This is a genomic window from Pseudomonas sp. NBRC 111119, from assembly GCF_001320125.1.
Lineage (GTDB): Bacteria > Pseudomonadota > Gammaproteobacteria > Pseudomonadales > Pseudomonadaceae > Aquipseudomonas > Aquipseudomonas parafulva.
Genome location: NZ_BCAV01000051.1, coordinates 1 through 16,096, shown reverse-complemented (window position 1 = coordinate 16,096; position 16,096 = coordinate 1). Strand labels below are relative to the sequence as shown.

General features: G+C 64.7%; 12 protein-coding genes. 6 read left to right on the top strand and 6 right to left on the bottom strand.

The window, feature by feature from the left end:
* Positions 1 to 9 precede the first annotated feature (9 nt).
* The 4 genes from ssuD to APH25_RS18665 are packed head-to-tail and all read left to right on the top strand — an operon-like array spanning position 10 to position 3,021.
* Positions 10 to 1,158 carry an FMNH2-dependent alkanesulfonate monooxygenase gene (gene ssuD, locus APH25_RS18680; protein ID WP_028635361.1) on the top strand — a complete coding sequence of 383 codons (1,149 nt, stop codon included), beginning with the start codon at positions 10 to 12 and terminating at the stop codon, positions 1,156 to 1,158.
* A 9-nt stretch (positions 1,159 to 1,167) separates the two neighbouring features.
* Positions 1,168 to 1,965 carry an aliphatic sulfonate ABC transporter permease SsuC gene (gene ssuC, locus APH25_RS18675; protein ID WP_060482960.1) on the top strand — a complete coding sequence of 266 codons (798 nt, stop codon included), beginning with the start codon at positions 1,168 to 1,170 and terminating at the stop codon, positions 1,963 to 1,965.
* Positions 1,962 to 2,774: an aliphatic sulfonates ABC transporter ATP-binding protein gene (gene ssuB / locus APH25_RS18670; RefSeq protein WP_028635359.1), complete on the top strand. Its 813-nt coding sequence runs from the start codon at positions 1,962 to 1,964 to the stop codon at positions 2,772 to 2,774. The genes ssuC and ssuB overlap by 4 nt, the downstream gene beginning before the upstream one ends.
* Before the next feature lie 31 nt (positions 2,775 to 2,805).
* A complete protein-coding gene (locus APH25_RS18665; protein ID WP_003255829.1) occupies positions 2,806 to 3,021 on the top strand; it encodes a molybdopterin-binding protein in 216 nt (71 codons plus the stop codon).
* 48 nt (positions 3,022 to 3,069) lie between these two features.
* On the opposite strand, the gene APH25_RS18660 is transcribed toward APH25_RS18665, so the two are convergent.
* From APH25_RS18660 to APH25_RS18635, 6 genes are all read right to left on the bottom strand, one after another.
* Entirely contained in the window at positions 3,070 to 3,942 is an 873-nt protein-coding gene (locus APH25_RS18660) for a hypothetical protein (protein WP_060482959.1), read from the bottom strand.
* Positions 3,836 to 8,545, bottom strand: a complete 4,710-nt coding sequence (locus APH25_RS18655) for a dermonecrotic toxin domain-containing protein (RefSeq protein WP_060482958.1) — start codon at positions 8,543 to 8,545, stop codon at positions 3,836 to 3,838. Before APH25_RS18655 ends, APH25_RS18660 begins: the two co-directional genes overlap by 107 nt.
* Before the next feature lie 81 nt (positions 8,546 to 8,626).
* Positions 8,627 to 9,262 (bottom strand): TetR/AcrR family transcriptional regulator, encoded by a 636-nt coding sequence (locus tag APH25_RS18650; protein WP_028635357.1) that lies wholly within the window; start codon positions 9,260 to 9,262, stop codon positions 8,627 to 8,629.
* Entirely contained in the window at positions 9,262 to 10,839 is a 1,578-nt protein-coding gene (gene gshA / locus APH25_RS18645; protein WP_177331204.1) for a glutamate--cysteine ligase, read from the bottom strand. Before gshA ends, APH25_RS18650 begins: the two co-directional genes overlap by 1 nt.
* Positions 10,840 to 10,993: 154 nt before the next feature.
* Entirely contained in the window at positions 10,994 to 11,377 is a 384-nt protein-coding gene (locus APH25_RS18640; RefSeq protein ID WP_060482956.1) for a PaaI family thioesterase, read from the bottom strand.
* Positions 11,377 to 13,707: a Tex family protein gene (locus APH25_RS18635; RefSeq protein ID WP_060482955.1), complete on the bottom strand. Its 2,331-nt coding sequence runs from the start codon at positions 13,705 to 13,707 to the stop codon at positions 11,377 to 11,379. Before APH25_RS18635 ends, APH25_RS18640 begins: the two co-directional genes overlap by 1 nt.
* 215 nt (positions 13,708 to 13,922) lie before the next feature.
* Between APH25_RS18635 and ompR the strand changes: the two genes are divergently transcribed.
* Together ompR and APH25_RS18625 are read left to right on the top strand one after the other, a co-directional pair.
* Complete coding sequence (gene ompR, locus APH25_RS18630; protein WP_028635354.1) at positions 13,923 to 14,663, top strand: two-component system response regulator OmpR; 741 nt, start codon at positions 13,923 to 13,925, stop codon at positions 14,661 to 14,663.
* A 13-nt stretch (positions 14,664 to 14,676) separates the two neighbouring features.
* Positions 14,677 to 15,990, top strand: a complete 1,314-nt coding sequence (locus tag APH25_RS18625; protein WP_060482954.1) for an ATP-binding protein — start codon at positions 14,677 to 14,679, stop codon at positions 15,988 to 15,990.
* Positions 15,991 to 16,096 lie beyond the last annotated feature (106 nt).

The window sequence follows — 16,096 nt, the reverse complement described above, 5'->3', positions numbered from 1 at the left end:
ACAACTCCAATGAGCCTCAATATTTTCTGGTTTTTGCCCACCCACGGTGACGGCAAGTACCTGGGTACCTCCGATGGTGCCCGTGCGGTCGACCACGGTTACCTGCAACAGATTGCCCAGGCGGCAGACCGCCTTGGTTTTGGCGGTGTACTGATCCCTACCGGGCGGTCCTGCGAGGACTCCTGGCTGGTGGCGGCATCGTTGATTCCGGTCACCCAGCGGCTGAAGTTTCTGGTGGCCCTGCGCCCCGGCATCATCTCGCCCACCGTGGCAGCCCGCCAGGCTGCCACCCTCGACCGGCTGTCCAACGGCCGCGCCCTTTTCAACCTGGTGACCGGCGGCGACCCGGACGAACTGGCCGGTGATGGCCTGCATCTCAACCATCAGGAGCGCTACGAGGCGTCGGTGGAGTTCACCCGCATCTGGCGCAAGGTGCTGGAAGGCGAGGTGGTGGACTACGACGGCAAGCACATCCAGGTAAAGGGCGCCAAGCTGCTCTACCCGCCCATCCAGCAGCCGCGCCCACCGCTGTATTTCGGTGGCTCGTCCGAAGCTGCCCAAGACCTGGCGGCGGAGCAGGTGGAGCTGTACCTGACCTGGGGTGAGCCACCCAGCGCCGTTGCCGAAAAGATCGCCCAGGTGCGCGCCAAGGCGGCCGAGCAGGGCCGCGAGGTGCGCTTTGGCATCCGCCTGCACGTGATCGTGCGGGAAACCAACGCAGAAGCCTGGGCCGCAGCCGAAAAGCTTATTTCCCACCTGGATGACGACACCATCGCCCGCGCCCAGGCCTCGCTGGCCCGCTTCGACTCCGTGGGGCAGCAGCGCATGGCCGCACTGCACAACGGCAGCCGCGACAAGCTGGAGGTCAGCCCCAACCTGTGGGCGGGCGTTGGCCTGGTACGCGGCGGGGCCGGCACAGCGCTGGTGGGCGACGGCCCGACGGTGGCGGCGCGGGTCAAGGAATATGCAGCCTTGGGCATCGACACCTTCATCTTCTCTGGCTACCCGCACCTGGAAGAGTCTTACCGTGTTGCCGAACTGCTGTTCCCGCACCTGGACGTGCAACGCCCGGAACAGGCCACGGCAGGCGGTTACGTCAGCCCCTTCGGCGAGATGGTGGCCAACGACATCCTGCCTAAATCCGTCGCGCAGAGCTGAGGGGCCGTCATGAGCCGTGCAACTTCCAACACCCTGACCCAGCGCCTGGCACCATGGGCGCTGCCGGTGCTGCTGCTGGCCGCCTGGCAGCTGGCCGTCAGTGCAGGCTGGCTGTCTACCCGCATATTGCCTGCGCCCAGTGCCGTGCTCAGTGCCGGCGTAGAGCTGGTGCACAGCGGGGAAATCTGGACCCACCTGGCAATCAGCGGCTGGCGCGCCGGGCTGGGCTTCGTCATCGGTGGCAGCATCGGGCTGGTGCTGGGCTTCATCACCGGCCTGTCGAACTGGGGCGAACGCCTGCTCGACAGCTCGGTGCAGATGATCCGCAACGTGCCGCACCTGGCGCTGATCCCGCTGGTCATCCTGTGGTTCGGTATCGATGAATCGGCCAAGATTTTTCTGGTAGCGCTGGGCACGCTGTTCCCTATCTACCTGAACACCTACCACGGCATCCGCAACGTCGACCCGGCGCTGGTCGAAATGGCCCGCAGCTATGGTTTGTCTGGTTTCAGCCTGTTCCGCCAGGTGATTCTGCCGGGCGCACTGCCTTCGATTCTGGTGGGCGTGCGCTTTGCCCTGGGCTTCATGTGGCTGACCCTGATCGTTGCCGAAACCATTTCGGCCAATGCCGGCATCGGCTACCTGGCCATGAACGCCCGTGAGTTCCTGCAAACCGATGTGGTGGTGCTGGCCATCGTCCTCTACGCCGTGCTCGGCAAGCTCGCCGACCTGGCCGCCCGTGGCCTGGAGCGTGTGTGGCTGCGCTGGCACCCGGCTTACCAGGTGGCAAGGAAGGAGGCCGCATGACCATTTTGAACGACTCGCCACAACGCCTGCTGCGCGGTATCCCGCTGGCCTCCAGCGGCCTGCGCAAGGCGTTTGGCCCGCGCGAAGTCTTGAAGGGTATCGACCTGCACATCCCGGCCGGCCAGTTTGTCGCCATCGTCGGGCGCAGCGGCTGCGGTAAAAGCACGCTGCTGCGTTTGCTGGCCGGGCTCGACCAGCCCACTGCCGGGCAGCTGCTGGCCGGTGCCGCACCGCTGGAAGAGGCCCGCGAAGAAACCCGCTTGATGTTCCAGGACGCCCGCCTGTTGCCGTGGAAAAAGGTCATCGACAACGTTGGCCTGGGCCTGAAGGGCGACTGGCAGCCCCGCGCCCTGCAGGCACTGGAGGCGGTGGGCCTGGCCGACCGCGCCCATGAATGGCCTGCGGCGCTGTCCGGTGGGCAGAAGCAGCGCGTGGCCCTGGCCCGTGCGCTTATCCACCAGCCGCGCCTGCTGTTGCTCGATGAGCCGCTCGGCGCGCTGGATGCCCTGACCCGCATCGAGATGCAGCAACTGATCGAGCGCCTGTGGCGCCAGCATGGCTTCACGGTGCTGCTGGTGACGCATGACGTGAGCGAGGCAGTCGCCGTGGCCGACCGGGTGATTCTGATCGAAGAAGGCGAGGTAGGCCTGGACCTCACCGTCGACCTGCCACGGCCCCGTGCACGTGGCTCCCATCGCCTGGCCGCGCTGGAAAGCGAGGTCTTGCAACGTGTTCTGTCGGCGCCGGGCACAGCCCCCGAACCTGACCCTGTAGCCCCTTTGCCCACGCAACTGCGCTGGGCGCTCTGAACCCACTGAAGCCCATAGAAGGAATTACCCCATGACCATCAAAGCCATCAACGTTCGTAACCAGTTCAAAGGCACTGTGAAAGAAATCCTGGAAGGCCCGGTACTGTCGGAAATCGACGTGCAGACTGCCTCGGGTATCGTCACCTCGGTGATTACTACCCGCTCGGTGCGTGAGCTGGAACTGCAGGTTGGCAGCGAAGTGATCGCCTTCGTGAAGTCCACCGAAGTGTCCATCGCCAAGCTGTAAGCCAAACGGCACCCGGGCTGTCAGGCAGCCCGGGTGATGCGGCATTTGTCAGCCAGCCGGGCGCAGGCTGCCGAACAGTTTGTTGGCCTGGGCCTCAGTCATGGCCGCGCGCCAGGCCCCTTCCCCCAGGTCCCGTTCGCTGGCCAGTTTCAGGTGGCCTGCTTCCAGGCGGGTGAAGCCGCTTGCCGGTTTGTGCCGGAAGTGGAAGTGCGCATACCACAGCGGCTGCCCGCTGGTGCGGTCCACTATGCGGTATTCCTCCAGGTATTCCACCGGGTTGCCTTTGCGGTCCCGTTTCGGGTTCAGCGTGCGCGACCAGCCAAGCTCCACCTCCTGCTGCTCCACCAGGTATTCCAGGTAAGCCACTGTCGGCTTGCTGCTTGCCTTGCTCTGGGCTATGCGCAGTTGCCGGCCCAGTGCATGCATCTCTGCTGCAGCGGTTTCCAGCTGCTGGGTTAACCCCAGGTGGCTGGCGGTGAACGCAGTACCCGCCTTGCGCCGGATGCTCTCGCCCAGAAATCGCAACTGCTGGGCGTGGCCTTCGGCGATGTCTTCCAGGTCTACCGGGAGGGTTTGCGGTTTCTGGTACTGGTGCAGCCTGGCCCGTTGCTGATCGATGGCATTCAGGCGGGCGCTCGCGGTTTCCAGCAGCGAGGCGAGGGGTTGCGTGGGCATCCAGGGCTCGTCTGCTATTTGTTGCCATTGGCCTGTTTCACTTTTGACGTAAACGGTGTGCGCCTGCTCGGAATTGGGCTGGTTGATGCGCATGCGCGTCTGGCCGCGCTCGACGAACGCGTTACCGATAAACGGGCCCTCAACCGTCTCGAACAGGCGCGGGCGGCTCGCGCCTCGCGGGGGCTGGCCGGTAGAAGGGCGGGGCAAGCTGGCCCTGGCGAGGTTGGCGTCGATCTCGTCGATCATTGCCCGCATGAGGTGGCGAAACGACGAGGTTTCTGCAGGCGCCAGCAAGTCCGTGAAGTTGTCTTCCCAGGCAGTCAGGTGGTTCAGGTAGCGCCCGTAGCGGCTTCTGGCGTGGCTGAGGAACGTGCGTTCCTGGGCGCGGCGCTTGCGGCAGCTGTACCTGGCTGTACAGGGTGCTGCGCAGGGCAACCCCCTGTTCATGGAAATGGGTCATGAAGGCACCCATGCGCGGGTGCTCCACCGCGCTCGCCTTGAACAGGATCATCGACAGGATCGACGCCCTGACCAGGCGGGTGTTGGTCAGGTCCAGTACCAGGCCGGTCTGCTGCACGCGGGCCATGTAGCTGCTCAGGGTATTGCCTTGCAAGGTGTTAAGCCGTACCTGGTGGCTGGCGGCCAGGCGCTCCGCCTCCACCAGCGTCTGTACCATCTCCTTGCTTGCCGCCAGTGAATTCTGGGTCAGGCGCTTGGCGACCGAGGTGTGTGTGGTAGACCCAGGCAGTGCCTGAATGGCGCTGAACGCCAGCTTGACCTGCTGGGTGGCGAGGGTGAAGCGGTCCGAGACCAGGTGCATGTCCAGCACCGCCATCTCAAGAATGTTTTCTTCGCACAGGGCCTTGAAGCGTACGTAGTCTGCCCGAGCCAGCGTGGCACGTTGCTCCCGCAGGCGCGCCACGGCCTGCTCGTTGAACGCCATGTTGCCCTGAAGCTCTTCGGCCAGTTGCGTACGTGCATTGACGTAGGCAGCCCGTTGCCCCTCGGTGGGCTGCCTGCCTTCGCCCACAGCCTCCACCGCTGCGCGGTAGGCCGCCTGCTTCTGCGCCAGGCGGGGCCGGCTGCGGATGAGCTCGTCATTGATGTCGTGGGCCAGTTCCAGGCCGGTAAGGCGCCTGGGTTGGGCGCGCATCGCCATGCGCCAGTAGGCGACGCCACGGTTGTACAGCGTGGTAAGTGCACCGCCGCCCCCGCGCAGGCCGCTGTCCACCAATAGGCCACTGAGGCGGCCAGGCGTTTCCCAGACCCCTCGCTCGCTGAGCCGCACAGGCTGACGATAGCTGCGTATGCCCTGGGGTTTGAGCCGCCAGGTCAGGTGAGCGGCATCCCATTCGACCGCGTACCAGGCCGTGTTGCGGGTGATGTAGGTTTGCTGGGTAGCCGTGTGCTCGAATACCCCGGCGCCCTGGGGAAGGCTGCAGCGCACCATCGGGCCGCTGGGCAGGTCGGTTTCGTAGCCGCTGAAGGCGCCGAGGGGCGGGAGGGGTGTTCCGCTCACCGGGCGCAGGGGGTGCAGGCGCTGGCGTTGCTGGGTCAGTAGCCGCGCCGTCATGGCAGGCTTGCCAGTGGCTACAACCAGCGGCGCCATGGTCAGCACTGCGTCGCTGATTGACTGCAGCAGGCTGACGAGGTGCGTCAGGCCGTCTTCCAGGTTGCCTTGTTCGAAAGCGGTGGCCGCAGCAGTAGCCGCCTGCCAGCCGTCGTAGAGCGCAAGGCCGGTACCCGCTCCGGGCAATATACCGAGTACCAGCCGCAGCCCCATGAAGAAGTAACGGTCAAATACCTGCGGCGCAGCGAGGGCCAGGTCGGCCTGGCTGCGAGAGGTGGCGCGATGATGGCGTATAAGCGCCCCCATGCCCTGGCGGGACTCGTAGGTTGGCAGGCTCGGCGCAAGCGCGATGCCTACGCCGATGAAACCGTTGAAGCCTGCCTGCAGCGCGGCATCGATGTACTGCTCATGCTCATCCGGGTTGCCGGTCAAGGTTTGCTCGGCCAGGTAGCGAGCCATGGCGCTGTCCAAGGCCATGGTCTGCAGCGCTTCGCATGCCGCACTGCTGTCTGGGTACTGGCTGATGGCCTTGCCGTTGGGAGCCTCCGGCATGTAGAGCAGCACCGGGCCTGCCGTGCCTTGCACCAGCGCAATGCCGGCCAGCGCGACACTGCTGCTCGAACCGTCGGCCGCCACACCTGGCTTCAACTCCAGCGAGTGGTAGGCGAGGGTTCTGTCTGTGCCTGTAGTCACCTGTTCGCGGTAGAGCGTTTCCAGCATTTGCTGGCCGCTGGCATCCAAGCCGGTGGGGCGACTTAGCGACAGCAGCTTCAGGCGGTGCTCGTAAGGCGCACGCAGGGTTTCCTGGCGCCAGGCCACCTGCCAGGGCGTTTCATATTCGAAGCCCAGGTAGGCTTGGGCGATGTGTGTTTCGAAGCGCCCAGCGGCATCCAGTTCGGCAATCAGCATGGCAATGCGCGCTGGCGTAAGCCGCTCTGCCAGATAAGGGTTCGCAGGTTCGAACTTTACCGTGGCATTGCCCAGGCGCAGGCGGCGCTGTTCATCCAGTGCCACCATGATGAAGGCCTCGAGTGGCACATCACTGCGCGCCGTGCTGAACACGGGTACGTCCCGCGCCCCCGCACCACCGGCGGCCGATTGGCCGGTGACCTCTTTGTTCAGGGTGACACTGTCAGCGATGTCGAGGGTGATCTGCCCGGCATCCTGCACACCGAATGCAGTGCGCAAATGGTCCCTCAGCAGTTGCCGGGTAAATTGATCGCGTGGTGGCAGGCTCGACGTGAGCAGGCCAGTAGAAGTGCGCAGTGACGCTTGCAGTGTTTCGATCTGGGCAGCCACTGCGGCGATCTGCTGGGCATCGAGATGGCTCAATCGGGGCAGGTTGTGCTGAAAGTGGCTGCTGCGGTTTTTCTCGGCGAACCGTGCAAAGGCGGTCGACCTAGCGCGATGTTCACTGATGCACAGCCGCTGACGCGCCTGTTCGCGTGAAGTGTCAGCGGGCAGGGAGGCAGCGATGGCGTCAACGCATTGCAGCATGAAGTGCCCATCGACGGGCGGATGCTCGAATACGAAGGTGGGCGCGTTGCTCAGCATAAGGTGCAGCGGCACGCCATCGCTGGCGTGGGCGGCCTCCAGCAGCGCATCGGGCCATGCGCCGTCGAGGGTAGCCAGCAGGTTGCGTTCAAGTGCCGCTTCGTCAGCGAACGCCAGCAGCCCGCCACGTTGGCCTGGGCGGTACAGCAGCAGCGTTGGGTCCTGCTCCTGGGCGGGCTCAGCGGGCAGTTCACGCACTGTGAAGTAACCGCTCAATACCCAGCGCTGGCCGGCGCTGATCACTGCCAACGCGCGAACCTGCACCGGCCTTTGCAGGCTTGGCTCCGGCCTGTTGACAAGGTGTTCCACCCAGCCAAGGTGGGCAGCCGTCAGCTCGCCCAGCGTGTGTTGCAGCCGCGCTTCGGCCAGCAACGCCTGGCATAGCCCCTCTGCAATCTGCGTGCGCCTGGTCTTGTCGCCGGCCTGCTGGTGCAGCACGGCGCTGCTCACGGGCTCTGGCAGGGCGAGCAGGTAGGTATCCAGCGTGGTTTTCACCAGGTCCTGCGCCGCCTGTTGTTCGCGCAGCTGTGTCACTTTGGCCGAGGTCGGCGCGGTGTCGCCTGCCAGGTATCCCTCCAGCAGCGCCTCCTGCTGTTCGACACGCTGCTGGCGCCAACTGATGGGCAGGTGTTCCTCGAGGCAGGCGAAATGCACCTCTTGCGTGGCCATGGCGGCGTCGTCGGCGCATACCTGGGCGATCCGTGCCGCTAGGTCCTGGGGCAAAGCCTCTGGCACGATGGCGTTTCGCTGGTTCTCCCAGGCTTGCAAGGCTGTCCAGTCCAGGGGATCCGTGGCACTGGTTTGGCACGCCTGCAGCAGGTGGTGGTCGGAAAGGCCCTGGTGCTGCGCCAGGGTTTCCGCCATCAGTGCGCTGAAACCGTCGCCGTGCAGCGGCGTGATGAGCACATCGTCGCTGCTGCCCAGGGTGATGGGCCATCGCGGGTCCGGCCAGAAGGTGTGGCGGTTCTCGAATACCCAGGTACGCAGGCGCTGCAGATCATTGAACAGCACAGTGCAGGTTGTGAGCCCGGGAATGTACAACAGCCAGCCGGTTGTTTCGGGTTCAGGCTCTACAACTATCGCCGCAACACTGCTCAGCGTTGCCGCGCCAGCGGGTTGCCATTGCAGTTGAGCGAAGCGTGGGGTGGCTTGCCTTGCAGTGAGCCAGGCACTGGTTGCCAGGTTTCCCAGCCCGTAGGCAATGTCCAGGCTGTGCTCGAAATGCTCGCGCAGCAGGGTAGTTGCATGGCTTTGCCGTGAAACGGCAGTACCCGGCATGCGGGCAGCCCAGTAACTGCGGGTGGCCCGCAGCCTGGCGGTGCTTGCCAGCGGCCCCAGGTAACGTACCCAGTCAGCGGCGGTCATCTGGGCGTGATCACTGCCTTCTGCAAAGCCCCACGTTGTCCAGCCGGCGAACGGGTTGGCGAACGCCGGGTTCGCCAGCAGGCGGGCTGCGAATGAAAGCAAGGTGGTCTGGTTGGCGCCGTCACGCAGCCCGCAGTGGGTTGGGTCTATCTCCAATTCATCCTGCAGTGTGTCGAGCAAGGTCTGGCGCAGGCTGGGCGCCTGACCGAACAGGTCTCGCAGCTGCTTGGTGCAGGCGGCCAGGGCCGGCTGTGCAGCGGTGAGCACGTTGCTTTTGCCGGCCAGGTGTTCGGGTACGGCGTTCAGGGCCGAGGCGGGGAGCGTCTTGATGAGGCCCGGCTGGGCGGAGGAGGTGGGCATGGGCGATGGTCCCTATGGGGTGGCATGTGGTGCACCCATTGAAAGCATCGCGACGGTTCAGCCGGTGGTAGATGTATGTGCTCAGCTCGCCTTGCGCGGTGGCAGGAACGGCGGCAGGTAGAGGGACATGTAGGCTTCGAACACACGCATGCCTTCTTCGGCCATGCGTGGGGTGATCTGGTCGTACAACTGCATCGACCGGGCATACACCCGGTCGCTCAGCTCCATGGCCAGGGCGAACACCTCTACATCGTCTGGCAGGCTCGGCAACTGGAAGTGCCGGTCGAACAGGCGGTGCATCAGTTCGCCCAGCTCCATGTCGTGCTGGCGGTCGGCTTGCACGACTTCACTGAGCCCATGCTGGGCCAGAATCAACTGACGGGCCGCGGCATCCTGGTGGTAGATGCCCAGCATGCGCTGTTCGATCAGCCGCGACAGCTGGTGCCAGGTGGTGAATGCGCTGCTGTCGATAGGCGCACTCAGGGCTTCGCGAAATGCCCGGTGCACATCGGCGGTAAGCGCTTCGAGCAATGCCGGCACACTGGCGAAGAAGTGATACACCGACGAAGGCGGAATGTGCGCACGTTCCGCCACGCTGTAGATCGAGAGTGCAGCAACCCCTTCGCCTGCCAGTAGCTCGCGCGCCGCAGCCAGGATCGCTTCGATCCGGGCCTGGCTGCTGGCGCGGGGCCTGCGTGGGGTGCTGCTGCGGCTCATCAGTTGCTGATCGCCAGGATGCTCGCCTGGTAGGCACCCACGAACAGGTCGAAGTCACCCACCTCTTGCTGCTCAAGGCGGGATTGCTCTGCCAGCGAGTCGCGGGCCAGGGTTTCGAAGGCCTGCTGGCGCTCGGCCGGTAGCGGCTGCTCGCGCAGGGTCTCAGCGTGGATGCGGCTTTGCCGCAAGGAAAACGCCACGAAGCTTTCGTCATGCTCGGTCATGCGGGCAAGCACCTGGGCAGACGGCGTGAGGGCCGGGTCTTCGACCTTGGCTTGCTGGGCGTCAAGGGCCTTGGCATGGTCGTCGCCACCGTGCGCCTGGTCCAGCAGGTCGGCCAGTGGGCGAATCTGCTCGATCAGTTCGCTGGCCCAGGTAGCCAGGCTGACCGGCTGGCCATTGCGCTGCAGTTCCAGCCCTGGGCGACGGCCTTCCTTGACCACTTTCAGGAAGTTGCTGGTGCACTGGGTGCATTCGCTGTTGCCCAGCTGCGGGCTGTCATCCAGCGCGCAGAACAGCAGGAAGGCGTCGAGGAAGCGTGCTTCGCTGATGTCGATGCCTACCGGCAGGAACGGGTTGATGTCCAGGCAGCGTACTTCTACGTACTGCACGCCACGCGAGGCGAGCGCCTGGATCGGGCGCTCGCCGGTATAGGTGACGCGTTTTGGGCGAATGTTCGAGTAGTACTCGTTCTCGATCTGCAGAATGTTGGTGTTCAACTGCACCCACTCGCCGTCCACGTGGGTACCGACTTCCACATACGGCGGGTAGGGGGTGCCCACTGCCTTGCGCAGGCTGTCGGTGTAGCTGGCCAGGTTGTTGTAGCAAGGCGTGAGGCCCGCCTGGGCATTGCTCTGGTAACCCAGGTCGCTCATGCGCAGGCTGGTGGCGTAGGGCAGGTACAGGGTATCGGCATCCAGTTCTTCGAGCTGGTGCGGGCGGCCGCGCAAGAAGCCTTTGTCCAGGGCCGGGGAGGCGCCGAACAGGTACATCAGCAGCCAGCTGTAACGGCGGAAATTGCGGATCAGCGCGATGTAGGCCGACGACTGATAGTCGCGCTCGCTTTCACCGCTGCCTTCGGCATCGCGCAACAGCGGCCACAGCGCCTCGGGCAGCGAGAAGTTGTAGTGGATACCGGCAATGCACTGCATGGTGCGCCCGTAGCGCAGGGCCAGGCCCTTGCGGTACACGTGCTTGAGCCTGCCGATGTTGGAGGTGCCGTATTCGGCGATCGGGATGTCTTCCTCGGCCGGCAGCGAGCACGGCATCGACGGGCTCCACAAGTACTCTTCGCCCAGTTTGCTGTAGACGAAGCGGTGGGTTTGCTCGAGGTTTTCCAGGACTTCGGCGGGGTCGGGCAGTGCCGGGGTGATGAACTCCAGCAACGACTCGGAATAATCGGTGGTGATCCGCTCGTTGGTGAGGGCCGAGCCCAGCGCCTCCGGGTGTGGGGTCTGGGCCAGGCGACCTTGGTCGGTCACGCGCAGGCATTCGCGCTCAATACCGTGCAGGCACTGCTTGAGCAGGGGAAGATTTGCGCCGAGCAGGCTCAGGCGGCGGTTGAGGAGTTCGCTCAAGATGTATTCCTTCACGCGTCAGTCGCCCCAATATGGGGGTAGAGATAACGGTCTACAAGGGTAGGAAGAAAGGAACTGGCGTTGTCGCCTGGTTTACACGGCCCCAGCAGTGCCAGCGCACTGCTGGAAAATACCGCAGATACTGCTTTGTGAGCTAGATGACGACGAAGGTTCCTTGCGCCTTCGCCACCCGCTTGTCGCCCTGGACTACGTCGGCGTCGACCACCAGGGTGCGCCGCCCGGCGTGCAGCACACGGGCGATGCAGAGCACCTCGCCCTCGCTGACGGCGCGCAGGTAGTTGATCTTGCACTCCAGAGTGACGCTCTGCTGGTCAAAGCCATGGCTGGCCGAGCAGGCCAGGCCCATGGCGATGTCCACCAGGCTGAAAATCGCCCCGCCGTGCAGCTTCTGGCCACGGTTGCGCAAGTGTGGCTCCAGCGCCAGGGCCACTTCGGCAACACCCGCTTCCAGGTGTTGCAGGCGGCAGCCCAGCAGCTGGCTGAAGGCGCTTTCGACATACTCGCGCGGGACGTCCATCACTTCTTCTTCAACTGCTTGGCGTTGGCGAACAGCGCCGCCATGGCGTTGTTGGCCGGGGCAGCGGTTGCCGTTTCGCGCTGGCGCGGGGCCTGCTGCTGGCGGTTGCCGCCATTGCCACGGTTGCTGCCGTTGCCTCGGCCACCTTCAACCTTTTCGCCCGGGGTGTCGCCCATGCGCATGGACAGGCCGACGCGTTTGCGCGGGATATCCACCTCCATGACCTTGACCTTGACCACGTCGCCCGCCTTGACCGCTTCGCGAGGGTCTTTGACGAACTTTTCCGACAGTGCCGAAATATGTACCAAGCCGTCCTGGTGCACGCCGATGTCGACGAACGCGCCGAAGTTGGTGACGTTGGTCACCACGCCTTCCAGGATCATGCCCGGCTCCAGGTCATTGAGGTCTTCGACGCCATCCTGGAAGGTGGCGGTCTTGAACTCGGGGCGCGGGTCGCGGCCGGGTTTGTCGAGCTCTTGCAGAATGTCGGTGACGGTCGGCAGGCCGAAGGTTTCGTCGGTGAATTTCTTCGGGTCCAGGCGCTTGAGGAAGCTGCTGTCACCGATCAGCGAGCGGATGTCACGGTCGGTGCCGGCGGCGATGCGTTGCACCAGCGGGTAGGCCTCCGGGTGCACGGCAGAGGCGTCCAGCGGGTTGTCGCCGTTCATTACGCGCAGGAAGCCTGCGGCCTGTTCGAAGGTTTTCTCACCCAGGCGGCTGACCTTTTTAAGCGCCGCGCGGGTCGCGAACGGGCCGTTGGCATCACGGTGGGCAACGATGTTTTGCGCCAGTGTGGCGTTCAGGCCGGAAATGCGCGTCAGCAGGGCCACCGAAGCGGTATTCACATCCACGCCCACGGCGTTCACGCAGTCCTCGACCACGGCGTCCAGGCCACGGGCCAGCTTGAGTTGGGACACATCGTGCTGGTACTGGCCGACACCGATGGATTTTGGGTCGATTTTGACCAGTTCGGCCAACGGGTCCTGCAGGCGGCGGGCGATCGAGACAGCGCCACGGATCGACACGTCCAGGTCCGGGAATTCCCGCGCGGCCAGTTCCGACGCCGAGTACACCGAAGCACCGGCCTCGGACACCATCACCTTGGTGATCTTCAGTGCCGGGTACTGCTTGACCAGGTCGGCCACCAGCTTGTCGCTCTCGCGGCTGGCGGTGCCGTTGCCGATGGCGACCAGCTCCACCGAGTGCTTGGCGCACAGGGCGGCCATGACAGACAGGGTGCGGTCCCAGTCGTTCTTCGGCGCGTGCGGGTAGACGGTGGCGTAGTCCAGCAGCTTGCCGGTGGCATCCACCACGGCCAGCTTGCAGCCGGTGCGCAGGCCCGGGTCGAAGCCCAGGGTGGCGCGTGGGCCGGCCGGTGCGGCCAGCAGCAGGTCGTGCAGATTGTGCGCGAAGACATTGATGGCCTCGCCTTCGGCGTTATCGCGCAGTTCGCCGAACAGGTCGGTTTCCAGGTGGGTGTACAGCTTGACCTTCCAGGTCCAGCGCACCACCTCGCCCAGCCACTTGTCTGCCGGGCGGCTGCGGTTCTCGATACCCACGTGTTCGCCAATCATCAGCTCGCACGGGTGCAGGGTGCCTGGCAGTTCTTCGCCAACCTTGAGCGAGGCGCTGAGCACGCCTTCGTTGCGGCCGCGGAAAATGGCCAGGGCACGGTGCGAGGGGGCGTTGCGCAGCAGTTCGTCATGGGCGAAGTAGTCGCGGAACTTGGCGCCTTCCTCTTCCTTGCCGGGCACCACGCGGGCCGTGAGTACGGCCTCATGCTTGAGGAAGCTGCGCAGCTTGTCGAGCAGCGCGGCGTCTTCGGCAAAACGCTCCATGAGGATGTACTTGGCGCCTTCCAGCGCGGCCTTGGTGTCGGCCACACCCTTGTCGGCACTGACAAAACGGGCGGCCTGGTCTTCTGGCACCAGCGTCGGGTCGTTGAACAGGCTGTCGGCCAGCTCGCCCAGGCCGGCTTCCAGGGCGATCTGGCCCTTGGTGCGGCGCTTCTGCTTGTACGGCAGGTACAGGTCTTCAAGGCGGGTCTTGGTGTCGGCCAGCTTGATCTCCCGGGCCAGCTCCGGGGTCAGCTTGCCCTGCTCCTCGATGCTGCCAAGAATGCTGGCACGGCGCTCGTCGAGTTCGCGCAGGTAGCGCAGGCGCTCTTCCAGGTGGCGCAGCTGGGTGTCGTCCAGGCTGCCGGTCACCTCTTTACGGTAACGGGCGATGAAGGGGACGGTAGAGCCTTCGTCCAACAGGCCCACGGCCGCCTCGACCTGCTGGGGGCGCACGCCCAGTTCCTCGGCGATACGGCTGTTGATGCTGTCCATGTAAACCACCTGACATTCTTGGATACGGGTCGCCGGTGAGCTTTTCGCCCGGCGGCGCTGGATGAAAGCGGCGCATTATACCCATCGCAAACGGCTTGCGGTGATGGCCCGCCGCCAGCGGGAACTGGCGCCCGGGGAAAAATCTGCTAACAATGCTCACGGCACGCGCTACAACGGCTACGCCATAATGCGCGGCGATACCAGAGGAGTTATTCATGACCGGCACGCCAAACACCGCTGAAGGTGAAAAGATTCTTATCGTCGATGACGATCCGGGGCTCAGCAGCCTGCTGGAACGTTTCTTCACCAGCAAGGGCTACCGCGCCCGTGCGGTGCCGAACACCGAACAAATGGACCGCCTGCTGCAACGCGAGGTGTTCAACCTGGTGGTGCTCGACCTCATGCTGCCTGGCGAGGATGGCTTGTCCGCCTGCCGGCGCCTGCGCCAGCAGAACAACCAGATCCCCATCATCATGCTCACCGCCAAGGGTGACGAACTCAGCCGCATCAAGGGGCTGGAGCTGGGGGCCGACGATTACCTGGGCAAGCCGTTCAACCCCGACGAGCTGATGGCGCGGGTCAAGGCCGTGCTGCGCCGCCAGGCGCCTACCGTGCCGGGTGCGCCGGGCAGCGAAGACGAGTCGGTCACCTTCGGTGACTACGAGCTGTCGCTGGCCACCCGCGAGCTCAAGCGCGGCAACGAAGTGCACATGCTCACCACCGGCGAATTCGCCGTGCTCAAGGCGCTGGTGATGCACGCCCGCGAGCCGCTGACCCGCGACAAGCTGATGAACCTGGCCCGTGGCCGCGAGTGGGATGCGCTTGAGCGTTCCATCGACGTGCAGATCTCGCGCCTGCGCCGCATGATCGAGCCCGACCCGTCCAAGCCCCGTTACATCCAGACGGTCTGGGGCGTGGGCTATGTATTCGTACCGGATGGCAATGCCGGCAAATGATGTCACCCACTGAATGAAAACCCCTCTGTGGTTTCCGCAAAGCTTCTTCGCCCGCACGCTGTGGCTGGTCCTGATCGTCGTCCTGTTTTCCAAGGCACTCACCCTGGTCTACCTGTTGATGAACGAGGATGTGCTGGTCGACCGGCAGTACAGCCACGGCGTGGCATTGACCCTGCGCGCCTACTGGGCGGCGGATGAAGAAAACCGCGACCAGATCGCCGAAGCGGCAGGCCTTATCCGGGTGACCGGCTCGGGCGTGCCCGAGGGCGAGCAGCACTGGCCGTACAGCGAAATCTACCAGCGGCAGATGCAGGCCGAGCTGGGCGAAGACACCGAGGTGCGTTTGCGCATTCATGCGCCACCGGCGCTGTGGGTCAACGCCCCCAGCCTGGGCCCTGGCTGGTTGAAAGTGCCGCTGTACCCACACCCGCTGCGCGGCCAGAAAATCTGGAACGTATTGGGCTGGTTCCTGGCCATCGGCCTGTTGTCCACGGCGTCGGCCTGGATTTTCGTGCGCCAGCTCAACCAGCCGCTCAAGCGCCTGGTGTTCGCCGCCCGCCAGCTGGGGCAGGGGCGCAGTGTGCGTTTGCCCATCAGCGACACCCCCAGCGAAATGGCCGAGGTGTACAAGGCGTTCAACCAGATGGCAGAGGACGTGGAGCAGGCCGGGCGCGAGCGTGAGTTGATGCTGGCCGGGGTTTCCCACGACCTGCGCACGCCGCTGACACGCTTGCGTTTGTCGCTGTCATTGCTCGACAGCGACAACGACCTGAGTGACGACATGGTCCGCGACATCGAAGACATGGACGCCATTCTCGATCAGTTCCTGGCGTTCATCCGCGACGGGCGGGATGAGCCTCTGGAAGAAATCGACCTGGGCGCGCTGGTGCGTGAGGTGGTGGCGCCGTACAACCAGCCGCAGGAGCGGGTGCGTCTGTGCCTGGAGCCCATTCCGCCGTTCCCGGTACGCCGGGTGTCGCTCAAGCGCATGCTGGGCAACTTGATCGGCAACGCCCTGCACCATGCGGGCAAAGGCGTGGAGGTGGCGGCCTATGTATCGGGTGACGAAAGTGCGCCGTATGTGGTGCTGAGCGTGCTGGACCGGGGTACCGGCATCGATGAGTCGGAGCTGGAAACCATCTTCAACCCGTTCATTCGTGGTGACCGGGCGCGCGGTGGCAAAGGCACCGGGCTGGGGCTGGCGATCGTCAAGCGGATCGCGGCGCAGCATGGTGGGAATGTGGAGCTGCGCAATCGGTCCGGTGGTGGGATCGAGGCGCGGGTAAGGCTGCCGCTGGGGTTGCTGTTACCGCGTAATGCTGTGTGAGGCCTTCCGGCCTCTTCGCGGCTAAAGCCGCTCCCACAGGTACTGCACAAAGCTGCAGGCTGCGGTAATCCTGTGGGAGCGGCTTCAGCCGCGAAGAGGCAGGTAC

Bases quoted from the DNA above. Each gene is read 5' to 3' on its own strand.
- ssuB (WP_028635359.1), top strand. From the start codon at position 1,962: ATGACCATTTTGAACGACTCGCCACAACGCCTGCTGCGCGGTATCCCG.
- APH25_RS18660 (WP_060482959.1), bottom strand. From the start codon at position 3,942: ATGATCGACGAGATCGACGCCAACCTCGCCAGGGCCAGCTTGCCCCGC.
- APH25_RS18635 (WP_060482955.1), bottom strand. From the start codon at position 13,707: ATGGACAGCATCAACAGCCGTATCGCCGAGGAACTGGGCGTGCGCCCC.
- APH25_RS18640 (WP_060482956.1), bottom strand. From the start codon at position 11,377: ATGGACGTCCCGCGCGAGTATGTCGAAAGCGCCTTCAGCCAGCTGCTG.
- APH25_RS18665 (WP_003255829.1), top strand. From the start codon at position 2,806: ATGACCATCAAAGCCATCAACGTTCGTAACCAGTTCAAAGGCACTGTG.
- ssuD (WP_028635361.1), top strand. From the start codon at position 10: ATGAGCCTCAATATTTTCTGGTTTTTGCCCACCCACGGTGACGGCAAG.
- APH25_RS18655 (WP_060482958.1), bottom strand. From the start codon at position 8,545: ATGCCCACCTCCTCCGCCCAGCCGGGCCTCATCAAGACGCTCCCCGCC.
- ssuC (WP_060482960.1), top strand. From the start codon at position 1,168: ATGAGCCGTGCAACTTCCAACACCCTGACCCAGCGCCTGGCACCATGG.
- APH25_RS18625 (WP_060482954.1), top strand. From the start codon at position 14,677: ATGAAAACCCCTCTGTGGTTTCCGCAAAGCTTCTTCGCCCGCACGCTG.
- APH25_RS18650 (WP_028635357.1), bottom strand. From the start codon at position 9,262: ATGAGCCGCAGCAGCACCCCACGCAGGCCCCGCGCCAGCAGCCAGGCC.
- ompR (WP_028635354.1), top strand. From the start codon at position 13,923: ATGACCGGCACGCCAAACACCGCTGAAGGTGAAAAGATTCTTATCGTC.